At 66.2% G+C, this 12,912-nt stretch carries 13 protein-coding genes; 4 read left to right on the top strand and 9 right to left on the bottom strand.

The window, feature by feature from the left end:
- Positions 1 to 254 (bottom strand): carboxyl transferase domain-containing protein (locus tag IP86_RS11550; RefSeq protein ID WP_283804777.1); only part of this gene is annotated, 254 nt, incomplete at its 3' end.
- Positions 255 to 540: 286 nt separating this feature from the next.
- Between IP86_RS11550 and IP86_RS11545 the strand changes: the two genes are divergently transcribed.
- Positions 541 to 972 (top strand): DUF4260 domain-containing protein, encoded by a 432-nt coding sequence (locus IP86_RS11545; RefSeq protein WP_054162674.1) that lies wholly within the window; start codon positions 541 to 543, stop codon positions 970 to 972.
- 4 nt (positions 973 to 976) lie between these two features.
- Here the strand turns inward: IP86_RS11545 and blaOXA are convergent, their stop codons facing one another.
- The 6 genes from blaOXA to IP86_RS11515 all read right to left on the bottom strand — a co-directional run bounded on the left by blaOXA (position 977) and on the right by IP86_RS11515 (position 6,575).
- Complete coding sequence (blaOXA, locus tag IP86_RS11540; protein ID WP_054162673.1) at positions 977 to 1,792, bottom strand: class D beta-lactamase; 816 nt, start codon at positions 1,790 to 1,792, stop codon at positions 977 to 979.
- Between the two features lie 206 nt (positions 1,793 to 1,998).
- Complete coding sequence (locus tag IP86_RS29640) at positions 1,999 to 2,268, bottom strand: EscU/YscU/HrcU family type III secretion system export apparatus switch protein (RefSeq protein WP_054162672.1); 270 nt, start codon at positions 2,266 to 2,268, stop codon at positions 1,999 to 2,001.
- Complete coding sequence (gene fliK / locus IP86_RS29635; RefSeq protein WP_054162675.1) at positions 2,265 to 4,040, bottom strand: flagellar hook-length control protein FliK; 1,776 nt, start codon at positions 4,038 to 4,040, stop codon at positions 2,265 to 2,267. The genes IP86_RS29640 and fliK overlap by 4 nt, the downstream gene beginning before the upstream one ends.
- Positions 4,041 to 4,100: 60 nt before the next feature.
- Complete coding sequence (locus IP86_RS11525; protein ID WP_054162671.1) at positions 4,101 to 4,880, bottom strand: ATP12 family chaperone protein; 780 nt, start codon at positions 4,878 to 4,880, stop codon at positions 4,101 to 4,103.
- Between the two features lie 24 nt (positions 4,881 to 4,904).
- Positions 4,905 to 5,228 (bottom strand): hypothetical protein, encoded by a 324-nt coding sequence (locus IP86_RS11520; protein WP_054162670.1) that lies wholly within the window; start codon positions 5,226 to 5,228, stop codon positions 4,905 to 4,907.
- Between the two features lie 39 nt (positions 5,229 to 5,267).
- Positions 5,268 to 6,575 (bottom strand): RluA family pseudouridine synthase, encoded by a 1,308-nt coding sequence (locus tag IP86_RS11515; RefSeq protein ID WP_054162669.1) that lies wholly within the window; start codon positions 6,573 to 6,575, stop codon positions 5,268 to 5,270.
- 1,468 nt (positions 6,576 to 8,043) lie between these two features.
- Between IP86_RS11515 and IP86_RS28045 the strand changes: the two genes are divergently transcribed.
- Positions 8,044 to 9,039 (top strand): deaminase, encoded by a 996-nt coding sequence (locus IP86_RS28045; protein ID WP_082363957.1) that lies wholly within the window; start codon positions 8,044 to 8,046, stop codon positions 9,037 to 9,039.
- Here the strand turns inward: IP86_RS28045 and IP86_RS11505 are convergent.
- On the bottom strand, positions 9,036 to 9,611 hold the full coding sequence (locus tag IP86_RS11505; protein ID WP_054162667.1) for an HXXEE domain-containing protein: 576 nt from the start codon (positions 9,609 to 9,611) through the stop codon (positions 9,036 to 9,038). The genes IP86_RS28045 and IP86_RS11505 overlap by 4 nt on opposite strands.
- Before the next feature lie 77 nt (positions 9,612 to 9,688).
- Positions 9,689 to 11,452, bottom strand: coding sequence for a peptidase domain-containing ABC transporter (locus IP86_RS11500; RefSeq protein ID WP_054162666.1), 1,764 nt, complete (start codon positions 11,450 to 11,452; stop codon positions 9,689 to 9,691).
- Between the two features lie 198 nt (positions 11,453 to 11,650).
- Between IP86_RS11500 and IP86_RS11495 the strand changes: the two genes are divergently transcribed.
- Together IP86_RS11495 and IP86_RS11490 are read left to right on the top strand one after the other, a co-directional pair.
- On the top strand, positions 11,651 to 11,923 hold the full coding sequence (locus IP86_RS11495) for a hypothetical protein (RefSeq protein WP_054162665.1): 273 nt from the start codon (positions 11,651 to 11,653) through the stop codon (positions 11,921 to 11,923).
- 153 nt (positions 11,924 to 12,076) lie between these two features.
- Positions 12,077 to 12,784, top strand: coding sequence for a nitroreductase (locus IP86_RS11490; RefSeq protein WP_054162664.1), 708 nt, complete (start codon positions 12,077 to 12,079; stop codon positions 12,782 to 12,784).
- Positions 12,785 to 12,912 lie beyond the last annotated feature (128 nt).

Here is a 12,912-nt window from a genome sequence, read left to right as displayed (position 1 = left end):
TTGCGGCCGTTGACCGTGCCCCAGCCGGTGACCACACCGTCACCCGGAATTTTGGTTTTCTCCATCCCGAATTCGGTCGAGCGGTGCTGGACGAACATGTCCATCTCCTCGAACGAATGCTTGTCGAGCAGCAGGTCGATGCGCTCCCGCGCGGTGAGGCGGCCGCGCGCGTGCTGCGCGTCGATACGCTTCTCGCCGCCGCCGAGTTTGGCCGCTGCCCGGCGGTCGTCGAGTGCTTCAAGGATGTGTTTCATGAGATTCAGCCGCGCTTCTTGATGTCGTTGTCCTGCCGCAAGGCGTTACCGGACTATTGCCCCCGGATCGCCTCGATAATCAAGCCTTCTAGCACGGTTTCCGAGCAGGGAAACTGCCTTGGCACACCCGGCGAATAGCCCTTTCGGCGCGTTCCCGGGCGAGCCGAGACCGGTTTGCAGATCCGCACCCCTCGTCGCCTCCAAAACTGCATCGGATGAATGCGAAACCGCGATGGCGCTGCGCCGCAAACCGACATATACCGCGAGCCCCTTTCAGGAGGCCCCTATGAGCGAGCCCAGCAGCCAACCCAGCAATCCCGGCGCGGTGACCGGCGGCATGACGTCGCTGCTGCGGGCCGAAGGCGCGGCCCTGTTCCTCGGCACCACGCTGTTCTATCTGATCTCGGACTCGCCCTGGGAGTTGTACGCGATCCTGTTTTTCGCGCCCGATCTCGGCTTCCTCGGCTATCTCGCCGGACCGCGGGTCGGCGCGCTGGTCTACAACGCCTTGCACACCACCATCGCGCCGCTGCTGCTGGCCGTGGGCGGACTGGTGATCCTGTGGCCGATCGCCGGCACGATCGCGCTGATCTGGCTGGCCCATATCGGTTTCGACCGGATGCTCGGCTATGGGCTGAAATACGGCTCGAGCTTCCACGACACCCATCTCGGCCGGATCGGCAGGCCCAAGCCGGCCGCCGCGCCGACGACCACCTGAGCAATCACACCGCGCCGATATCGCCGAGCAGTTGCTGCGCCAGCGTCATCCGGCTGGCCGAGTGGCGCGGCTCGCGGATATCGAGATTGAGCGCGAACACGGTCTGCTGATCGCCCTTCTCGGCCCAGCCGACCAGCCAGCCGAGCGACGGCTGTCCACGCTCGGCGCCGAGCAGCCCGGTCTTGGCCCGGATCGTCGCGTCGCCGACCTTGGTGACGGGCAGGATGTCGGCGACGAGGTCCTGGCTTCGTCTGGAGATCGGCAACGTCCGCCGGCGCTGCCGATCGAGGAAATCGATCTGCTGCACGCAGTCGATCCGCAACTCGCCGGTCAGCCAGAACTGATCGATGCCGCCGCCGATGTTGCGGTTGCCGTAGTCGAACAGATCGACGTACTTCTGCATCCGTTCGGGCCCGATCCGCCGCGCGATCTCCTGATACACCGGCACCGCAGAGGCGGCGATGGCGCTGCGTAGCGTGTGATCGCGGTTCCACGCCTCGATGCTGCGCTGAATCCCGTCCCACTTGAACACGTCCTTATCCGGATCGGCGACGACGCCGGTTTCCAGCGCGATCAAAGAGTTCGGCACCTTGAAGGTCGAGGCCGGCAGGAACGCCTGCCCCGAGCGCTGCGGGTCGCTGGCGATGATCAAGTAATCGTCGGTCTTGTAGCCGACGAACGTGCCCGCGGTGCCTTCGTCGGCGAACCGCTTGGCCAGGCTGGCGCGGATCTCGCTGCGCGGCGGCGCGACTTCGGCGAAAGCCCGGGCGGGGACCAGGGCGGCGGCACAGAGGCCGAGGGCGGTGCGGCGGGTCAGCAAGCGATATCCTCGCGATCAGCAAAGCGCGGAGGATGCACGCGGCTCGTGGTGAAAGGATGGCGGGGACTAAGTACATGCGCCTCCGTCATTGCGAGAAGCGCTCGGATCGGCGTTTCGCGCCGTCCGAGCACAGGCTCCGCGACGAAGCAATCCAGGTCAGTGCACCGCGGTGGATTGCTTCGCTGCGCTGGCAATGACGGACCAAATCACTTAGGCCCCCTGCCCGACAGCTTCAGCACGAACACCAACACTTCGGCGACGGCCTTGTACAGCTCTTCGGGAATCTCGTCACCGAGTTCGACGTGCGAAAGCGCGCCGGCCAAAACTTCGTTCTCCTCGATCGGGACGTTGTTCTGCTTGGCGACTTCGATGATCTTGGCGCCGATCGCACCCTTGCCCTTGGCGACCACGCGCGGCGCGCCGCCGTGATCGTAGTGCAGCGCGACCGCGATCGGATTTTTGACGTCGATGGTCACAGCGCGCGATCCAGGAAATGGCCGGCGGAGGCCGGTGGCGGCGCGCTCGGCGCGCCTTCGCGAATGATGATGTCGCCGGGAGTGAGATCCGCGCGGCTGAGCGCGGCGGTGAGCTGGGCGGCGCCGGCGCGAAGCTGCGCCGCGGTGGACGGCCGCTCCGCCCACATCTTCACCGAAGTCTTATCCCCCTGCAACGAGATGAGTGCGTGAACCGGGCCGGCCGGTTCGACATCGAGCGAGAACCGCGCGCGCCAGACCCGGTTCGCGGCCGCGCTGGTCTGCGCCTCGTCGCCGTCACGCGAGATTTCGAACTGCGCCACCGCGGTGCCGTGCGGCGTAGTGAACGGGATCTCGAAGGCCCAGCGCGGCTGCAGCGCATCGGGCCGCGTCGCGCCGTCGGTGCGGTCCGGCAGCGAGGCGACCTGCAGCAGCGTCTGCCGCGCCAGAGAGCCCTCCGTCTCGGTGAGGACGCGGCGGAGCGCGGCGTCGAGCGGCGTGTGCGGCTCGAGGCTCGCCGGCATCACCGGCTGCGCCGCCGGCAGCGCGCCGCCGATCGGCGGCGGCGGCGTGTTGGTCCGCGCAACCGCATTGTCGTCGACCTTGCCGACCCGCGCGCCGCTGACCGCCGGCAGCAGCGACAGCAGCAGCGCGTTGCCGGCAAAGCCGGTCTTGGCCAGCATCGCCGCAGTCTGCGGATTGGCCTGCACGGCCTCCTGCAAGGCGCTCAGCGTCGCGGCCGTATTGGCCGCGTTGGTCGCTGCGCTGGTGGCCGTCTTGGTCGCCGAGGCTTCGACAGTGCTGAGTTGATTGATGACGCTGCGCAGCAGCGCCTGCTCGGCCGTATCGGCCGCGGACGCGGCCGTCGCCGTCGTCATCGCCGCCAGCGTCGGCGCCGTCGTGGCGCGATCGGCGGCGACGAACGGCGCGGTGGTCTGCGTCGCGGTTTCGGCCGGGGTGCCGAGCAGATCGTTCTGCGCGGCGAGCAGCGTGGTCTGCGCCAGCAGCTGGCCGTTCTGCAGCAGCGGCGTCGGCAGCGGCGTGGCGCCGGCATTTGCCGCCGCCGTGCCGCCGAGCGCGGTGCTTAGCACCTGGCGCAAGACGATCAGCGCCGCTTTCATATCCGTGCCGGCCGTCGCAGGCTGCGCGGTCGCGAGCGAGGCTTCGAGGAAGATGCCCGAACTCTGCACCGCGCGCTGGATATCGGCGCCGGTCAGCGCCGGCGTCAGCGCGGTGCGCAGCGACTGCAGCTGCGCCACCGCCTGACGCACCGTTTGCGGCAGGCTGGCGAGAGCGGTGACCGCGTCGAGATTGGCGAACAGCGACGACAGCCCGGTCTGCTGCGTCGCCGCGGTCTGCGCCGCATTGCTGAGCACCGCGACCTGCAGCGGCGTCAGCGCGTTGGTGGTCGTCGCGAGGCTCGGCGCGGCTTGCGCGGTCAGCGTGATCGCCTGCGGCGCCAGCGTGACGGTGTCGAGGGTGAGACTCGCCGCGGCGAGATTGGCCGGCGCGTTGGTCGTGACCGGCTGATTGACGATGGCGAGGCGAACGCCCTGATCGGTTTGGGAGACCGCGACCTGCAGCGTCTGGCCGGCCTGCAGCGGTACCTGCGTGGTCGCCTCGACGGTCTGGCCGCCGATGGCGATGCGGACCTGGCTGTTATCGAGGATCGCCAGCACCTTGGCCTGCACCACCGTGCCGGGCTGCAACGTGACGTCGGCCGTCACGCCCTGCAGAGCGACGAGGGGAAGGTTCGGATTGACGGAGATCGCCATGAGCACCCGTTCGCCGCGCGACAATTCGAACGAGGCTAACCGAACGCCGTAAACCCCTCGTTAACTTCCGCGCAGCGCCGCCAGCACCTGCGCGGCGGCCTTGAACTCGATCAGCCGCGCGGCGCGGCGCGCTGCGGCCTCCTCATCGAGGCCCCATTGCTCGATGTTCCAGTCCTCGTCGACATGCGCAGCGGCCCACACCTGATCGGCGTCGCGCTCGCCTTTCGCCAACGCCAGCGCCAGCAGCGCCGACCCGGTGATGGTCGTCACCACGTGAAAGGCGCCGACCGACCAGGCGTCCTGCGGCATCGCCGCGCGCGCCGCGGCGATCGCCGGCTCCGGCTGTGCGACATGCATGATGCCCTCGGCCAGAATGAAATGCGCGCCGAATTCGCTCGCGGCCCAATACAGCACCGGATCCCAATGCTGCGCTTCCATCGCCACCAAGCCTTCGGGATGGCCGGCGCGATAGAACAACAGATCCGAGCCGAAGTACTTGGCGACGTCGGCCGCGACCTCGTCGATGCGGCCGACCACGCCGTCGAGCACGCTGTGCGCCAGCCGCGTCATCGGCATCGTCATCGGATCGATCTGCTCGCCTTGTGCCTGCCATTCGGCGGCGATGACTTCAGCGAGGTCACGCGTGGGAGCTGCCAACGCATTGCGCGACGGCGTCTTCACCGGCCGGCCGTCGAGCGTGATGGCGAAGCCGTCCGCGGTTTCAGTTACTTCGGCGCTCTTGTAAAACCGCTTCGGCAGCGCCGCGCGAGATGTGCGCCGCACCGCTTCTTCCGGCTCGAGCTGCGACCGGCCTGCGACGTCGTCGATGAGGTCACGCATCGGCTGAGTGTCCTTGCTGAGCGCTTACTGATTGGCGCAGGCGCGCGAATAGGCGGCGCGGTCGTTGGGCGAGAGCTGCGCGGCGTTGCCGTCGGTGAGGCAATCGGTGATGCGGTCGCCGAACGAGCGGCGGCTCCGCGTCGGCAGCTGGGCCCGGGGGGTGGGGGCCGGCGCGTCGAGCTGCGGCACCGTCGGAACGACCACCGGGGGTGGCGGCGGCGGTGGAGGTGGCGGCGGCAGCGTGACGGTCGGCACCTGCCCCGGCATCAGCTGCGCCAGCGCGGCGCCGGGCGCGGCGATCAGCGCGAACACGAGAAGACAACGAGCGATCCGTTTCATCATCTGCATGTCGTGATCGCCCGCCTTGCGCGCAAGCCGCGCGTCGCCTCATTCCTCCGGCGCATGCTCGATCGGATCGAACCGGTCGTGCTCGAGCCCGAGCAGGTTCCAGCTCTGCAGCATATGCGGCGGCAGCGGCGCGGAGACGTCGATCACGCCGCCGCGCGGATGCGGAATCACGATGCGCCGCGCGAGCAGATGCAGCCGGTTCTGCAGGCCGCCGGGCAGCTGCCAGTTCTCGATATTGAAATACTTCGGATCGCCGACGATGGCGTGGCCGATATGCGCCATGTGGGCGCGGAGCTGATGGGTGCGCCCGGTCACCGGCTTTAGCGACACCCAGGCGAGCTTCTGGCCGGAGGTCTCGACCACCGCGTAGTACGTCACCGCGTGGCTGGCGCCGTCGTCGCCGTGCTTGGCGACGCGCATGATCGAATCCTCCTCGCTCTCGTCCTTGGCCAGATAGGTCGAGATCCGCCCCTGCTTCGGCTTCGGCACCCCGGCGACCAGCGCCCAATAAATCTTGCGCGCCGAGCGGTGGCGGAACGAGCCGGTCAGCGCAGTGGCGGCGAAGCGGGTCTTGGCGACCAAGAGGCAGCCCGCGGTTTCCTTGTCGATGCGGTGCACCAGCCGCGGCTTCTGGCCCTTGGCGTCGCGCAGCACTTCGAGCATCTGGTCGATGTGCCGCGTCGTGCCGCTGCCGCCCTGCACCGCGAGGCCGGCCGGCTTGTTCAGCACCAGCACGTCGGCGTCCTCGAACAGCGTCATCTCTTTGAGCTGTGCCAGCGTCTTCTGCTCGGCTTCGGACAGATGGCCGGGCAGCTTTGGCGCGTCGAGCTTCAGCGGCGGAATCCGCACGCTCTGGCCTTCCTCCAGTCGGTCCTTGGAGTCGGCGCGCTTGCCGTTCACCCGCAGCTCGCCTTTGCGGACGATGCGCTGGATGTGGGAAAACGACAGGCCGGGAAACCGCGCCTCGAGGAAGCGATCGACCCGCATGCCGTTCTCGTCGGCCGTCACCGTGACGGTCTCGACCTTGGTCGGCAGCGGCGCGTCGGGCTTGGCCTTGTCCGGCTCCGGCGCGAGCGCGTCAGGCCGCGGACGCGGCGCCGCACCGGACCGCCCGGCAAACCGTTCGCCCGGCCGCTCAGCGGCGGGCCGCTCGGCGCGCTTGCGCACCGGCCGCGCCGACACCGGCCGGCCGTCCTCGCCGCGATTGCCGCGCACCGGCCCCGCCTTGAACGCCCCCGGCTTCGCCGACCCGGCCTTCGCCGGCCGGGCACCGGCTTTTACGCCCGCTTTGGGGCGATCGCCGCCAGGACCGCGTTTGGCGAGGGGTTTCTTGGTACGACGGCTCATCGATCAGGCGCTCCGGAGGTTGAGGCCGTGCCTAGCGCAAAAGCGCGTTGCGGTCACGGCGGAATCTGGAGGGTCGGCCCGTAGCCCGGATGAGCGCAGCGACATCCGGGGCCGCACTCGCCGTGGCTCGGAGCGCGCAGCCCGGCGCGGCACGCCGCCTCCGGACCGCGGGCCCGGGCGCCGCCACCTCGGCGGCAGCACCCCGGCCGAACGTCCGCGACCTCGCGGCGCCGTTGCGCCCGAGCTTTGCGGACGTCCCGCCCCTCGCACGCGTGAGGGGCGGCGGAGCGCCGAAAGGCGCACCTTGGTAGTGGCCGCAGCACGAACTTCGGATCGCCGAAGCCCGGAGGCCGCGGAAACGCCTTCCGGCGCTCCACCGTGGCGACTTGTCGCTTCAGGACCGTGCTTCCGGGCGCAGGCACGATGCACTCCGCACCGCCTCATCCCGACGGTTTCCCGCCGTTCGCCTGAGCCACGTCCAGCCAACTAACAAGTGGCAGGGCCTCGTATTGGGCCCGGACGGTGACCCGAAGCGTCCCGAGTGCGCGGAGCACGTCTGCCCCCCGCCCGCAGGCGCCACACCCCGCCCCACTCCAAGACGCCTCTAGAAGCGCCCCTCGTGGACGGGACGAGGGTAGGTATATGATCCTATAGGAATTTTGTCAAGAGAACAACTCACGCGCACACCCCTCCCAAGACAATGATATCCAGTAGCGAACTGCAGGCAACGACATCAATACCATTCACCTATTGAAACAAACTAAGAAATCGAAACAACTAACACATTCAACTTGTAGGACCATGCCAGTGACCACTTTTCCAAAATCCCACAAAAACTACGCCGACGCCCTATTCTCAGCCAAACGCGGCTTTGTTGTAATTGGACTAACAGGTTACACGGGATCTGGCTGCTCGACGACGGCGCGAATACTAAAACGAGACACAAAATTCGAGCTTCCAACTAGTTACACCGACCAACCTGCTGAATCGACAGACTTAGCAACACGGCAATATTCTGCACTTCACAGGCTTTGGTCGAGGACACCATGGGAATCCCATACAATCATTGAAGTTGGAGCGATTATTATCGCCATTCTCTTCTGCCAATCAATCAACGAGGAGACCCCGGCAGACTTTCCAGAAATCATCAAAACGAAAGCAAACGAAAATCGCGCGGCGCTTACCGCCCTAAACTTTCTACGATCGACTGACTCCCTCTCAATCGACAGCAGCCTTAAACTTGTCGACGCATATGAAACATGCACGAAACTGTTGCGCGAGATCAGGTCCACCGAATCGATAGCTAACTTTATCTCCACGATGCAACTCTCGGGCGACAAGATCCGGCTATACGGAGGGTTTCGCGATGGACCTCCCCATCCGGATAACATGTTCGTACTGCCTGAAGCTATCCGCAGGGTTATCCGGTGCTATCGGAAAGGCCATGGCAAGACTAGGTTTGTGATCGATGCGTTTCGAAACCCATTCGAGATTGAGTACTTTAAAAGACGTTACGCCGAATTCTATCTCGTATGCCTACACAGAGCACCTAAAAGATCGGGCGACCTCCTTACGCAAAGTGATGACCGAAACTGAACTCGATAAAGTATGGCAGAAGGAGCGGGGAAATTCTCCCACAGATGGCCGCTCCGCTCAGGACTGCCGTAAGGGGAAGGATAATATCGCTTGGTGGATAACGGGACAGGACATACCTGCGTGTGCACAGAAAGCGGACATCTTTATTAGTCCACAAGCAGGACGCCGTACCCATCTCCACTATCATCTAGCTCGTCTCTTATCACTCATCCATAAGCCGGGCAGCCTATCTCCCAGCAAAGACGAGCGTTGCATGCAAATCGCCGCTACCGCTCGACAAATGTCAGGCTGCCTGTCGCGTCAGGTCGGGGCGTCCGTAATCGCTCAGAGTGGATACGTTTTAGGAGTTGGATGGAACAATCCGCCGGAGGGGCAGGTCCCCTGCTCGCTAAGAACATGCCAAGAACTTGCAACAGCGAGCGAAACTGAGGCGGCTTATAGCCAGTATGAGAAATCCGATCGGTTTCGATCGCACATAGAAAAGAAAACGCCAAACACAACCCCATTCTGTTTCCGGTCGGAGTTGGAAGCCATACAGAAAGTCAAGAAAGCTGAATACACACGCGCTTTACACGCCGAAGAGAATGCGTTCTTGCAGATCGCGAAGACCGGAGGAACTTCGCTCGCAAACACCACCCTATATACCACTGCATCAACCTGCACGCTCTGCGCCAAGAAGGCGTACCACCTCGGCGTCCAACGCATAGTCTACATTGACGATTATGACGACATGGCACTTGAACACACTCTTCTCACCGGCTCTCGCAAGATAGAGTATGAACAATTCGAGGGGATCACAGGCGCTGCGTATTTCTCCCTTTTTTCTCCTCTTATCCCAGAGAAAGATCTCGTCGAATATTTCGCTTAGCCTGCGAAGGGGCTAAAACGCCCCGCCCTCGCCCGCTGCCGCGCATGCAGCGCGATCGCCGCATGGACGCCTAGCGCGATCGCCAGGGCCACCGCGTGCTGCAGGCCAGTGCCGGGGATATGCAGCACGGCGTAAATTCCGAACGGGATGAACACCAGCGCGGCGCTGGCGAGGCCGGGGTTGTAGCTGCGCAGGTGCGCGGCCATCGCCACGTGGGTGATGCCGTTGATCAGGATCAGATACGCCGCGGCGAGGCCCCAGCCGGGGGCGATGAAATACGCGGCATAGAGCGCCGCGAGGTTGATGCCCCAGACGCCGGGCAGATTGATCAGCAGCACGTCGCCGGGCGTCAGCGCCTCGACGCCGCCGAACACGACGCTGTTGACGTAAGTGCGGAAGCGGTCGCCGAGGTGCTCCTCGACCTGGTGCAGCATGTAGATCGGCGACGCCAGATAGACCAGCAGCAGCGCGCGGTCGCCGCCGGGGACCCCGAGCGGCAGCAGCAGGAGCAGCAACACGCCCTTCGCCAGCGCGGCCGCGACCCAATGGGCTTCGAGATAGGCTCTGATCATGCGCGCCCTCGATCGGCAGACACGATCAGCAGCCTACGCCGTAAGAGATTAACGATTAGCTCGCGACCCAATTGCGCTTACGACGCCGCGCCTTCCAGCGATCGCGCGTAGTCCGACCACAGCGAGGCGTATTCCGGCGTGGACTGCAGCAGGTCGTCGTGGCTGCCCTCGCCGACCAGGCGGCCGCCATCGAGCACCAGGATGCGATCGGCACTGCGGGTGGCGGCGAGATGGTGCGAGACCAGGATCAGCAGGCGGTCGCGGCCCCAGCTCGCCAAGCGCTTCTCCAGCGCCACCGCGGCCTCGGCGTCGAGGAACGCGGTCGGCTCGTCGAACAGCGCCAGCTGCGGATCGCGCACCACGGCGCGGGCGATCGACAGCCGCTGGCGCTGGCCGCCGGACAGCGTCCGCCCGCCCTCGCCGAGTTCGGCATCGAGGCCGCCCGGCATCGCAGCGACGAATCCGGTCGCGCCCGCGAACGCCAGCGCGTCATGCAGCGCCGCCTCGCCGGCGTCGCGGCCGGGCGCGAGATTGTCGCGCACCGTGCCGGAGAACAGCGCAGTGTCCTGATCAACCACGCCGATGCGGCCGCGCAGCCAGCGCGGATCGTAGTGGCGCAAATCGTGGCCGAACATCTCGACCCGGCCGGCATAATCGCCGCGCAGCCCGAGCAGGATGCGGATCAGCGTCGACTTGCCGGAACCGTTGCGGCCGACCAGCGCGATGACGCCGCGCGGCGGCAGCGCAACGCTGACCTCGTGCAGCGCCGGCCGCTCGGCGCCCGGATAGGTCAGCGACACGTTCGACAGCACGATGCCGCCGGCCGCCAGCGCCCGGACGGGTGGACGCACGCTGGCCTGCTCGCGCGGTTCGGCGAGGAAGCCGGCGATGCGGCGCACGGCGACGTCGGCTTCCTGATAGGTCCGATAGACGTCGCCGGCGGCGAGGATCGGGCCGGTGATCCGCCCGGCGAGCAGCTGCAGCGCCAGCAACTCGCCGACGGTGAGATGGCCCTGCAGCATGCGCCAGCAGCCGATCCCGATCACCAGCAGCGAGAGCCCGCGCGATACCAGTTGCGAGCGCAGCACGAAGACGCGGTTGATGTCCATCAGCTCGCACAGCTTGTCCAGCATCGCGCCGGTGACGCGATCCCAGCGCCGCATCCGGCCGCCTTCCAGCGCCAGCGCCTTGATGGTGGCGAGGCCGTTGACGCTTTCGGTGAGCACATTCTGACGCACGCCGATGGTCGCGTAGTAATCGTCCGCGACGCTGCGGACCGCGCCGAGGCTCTCGCTGGTCAGCACCGCGAGAACCGGGGTGATCAGCAGCAGGCTGATTCCGACCACGACGTCGTAGTACAGGATCAGGCCGAGCGCGACGATCGCGCCGCCGGCGTCGAAGATGACGTGCGGCAGGTGATACAGCACGAAGTCGCGGATCTTGGTGGCCTGCTGGAAGTGATTGAGCACATCGCCGGAGCGGAAATCGGCAGCGTCGATCCGCGCCCGCATCACATGGGCGAACACCTTGCGCGACACCCGCCGGTCGATGAAGGCGACGAGCCGGATCACCAGCTTCTGCCGCCACGACGACACCGCGGCATCGATGCCGAGCGCCACCACCGCCGCGAGCGCGAGGCCGGCCAGCGCCCAATCCGCCCGTCCCGCCACGATGGCATCGACGGCCTTCTGCGTGCTGATCGGAAACGCCAGACCGGCCGCATAGACGATCCCGGTCATCGCCAGGATCGCCGCGACCTGGCCACGGCGCAGCGACAGCATGTGGCCGATCCAGCGCCAGCCGAAGGGCCGCGGCTGGCCCGGTGAAAGCCGCTCGTGCATGGTCCGACATCTCCGAAAGGGCGCGCCACAAACCGGCGAAGTCGGGCCATATTAGGGCGGGTGCGCGCGGCGGATCATGGAATGATTTGAAGAAGGCGATCGAGCCGCGCTCCTGCGCACGCCTGCGGCCGATCCGCCGGCATCGGAACTTCCTCCCGCGCCGTCGTTTATCCCGGCACACTCAGCGAGAGACAGGACATGATGAAGCTTGTGATGACGGCGACGTGCGCGGTTCTGCTGTCCGGCGCCGCGATGGCGCAGTCGACCTCGACCAATCAGGGCGAACAGGTCAACCCGGGCACCAACCCGTCGGTCGGCAAGGACTCGACCTTCGGCATGAACAACATGGGCGATCCGAACACCGGCAAGGGCCTGCGCGGCGGCAAGACCTCGGACACCCACGAATGGCTGCGGCAGAAGGAAGAGCAGAACCTGCGCGACGCCAAGGAACGCAAAAGCGAGGCCAAGTGATGATTTCGTAGGTGGGCAAAGGCGCGGACGCATCTGTCGCGCTCCGCTGCGCTTAGCCCACCCCACGGAATCCGCCGTTCGCGCTCCTCCTTGCACTGCACGGCCGAACCCGCGATGATCCCCCCAACCATTAGCTTTGGGGGAAACCAGACGATGCAGTATGACGACGTTGTTCTCGGCCGGCGCAGCATTCGCGGCTACAAGCCCGATCCCGTGCCGCGGGAATTGATCAAAGAGATCCTCACGCTGGCGATGCGTTCGCCGTCCTCGATGAACAGCCAGCCGTGGAATTTCCACGTCATCACCGGCGAGCCGCTCGACCGCATCCGCGCCGGCAACACCGAGCGCAATCTCGCCGGCGTGCCGCACAGCCGCGAGTTCCGCATCGGCCAGCCGTTCGCCGGCGTGCACCGCGACCGCCAGGTCTACGTCGCCAAGCAGCTGTTCGGCGCGATGGGCATCGCGCGCGATGACAAGGCGATGCGGCAGGACTGGGTGATGCGCGGCTTCCGCCAGTTCGACGCGCCGGTCTGCGTCATCATCACCTACGACCGCGTGCTCGACGGCAGCGACGACACGCCGTTCGACTGCGGCGCGGTGACCAACGCGCTGGTCAATGCCGCGTGGTCGCGCGGGCTCGGCTGCGTCATCAACAGCCAGGGCATCATGCAGTCGCCGGTGGTGCGCGAACACGCCGGCATTCCAGACGATCAGGTGATCATGAAGGCGATCGCGCTCGGCTGGCCGGACGAGACCTTCCCGGCGAATGCCGTGGTGTCGGAGCGCAAGCCGGTGAGCGAAGCGGCGCGGTTCGTTGGATTCGATGACGCGCCGGCAGAGCGGGCGAAACAGTCGGCGTAAATTGCGGCGCGCGTAGCCCGGGTGAGCGAAGCGACACCCGGGGCTTCGTTCCACGGTCCCTCCCCGCATATCGCTGCGCTCATGCGGGCTACACGTTCATCACCCCGTCATGGCCGGGCTTGTCCCGG

The sequence above is a fragment of the Rhodopseudomonas sp. AAP120 genome (assembly GCF_001295845.1).
GTDB lineage: Bacteria > Pseudomonadota > Alphaproteobacteria > Rhizobiales > Xanthobacteraceae > Rhodopseudomonas.
The sequence above is the reverse complement of the archived record's forward strand: the minus strand, read 5'-3'. Positions and strand labels throughout refer to the sequence as shown.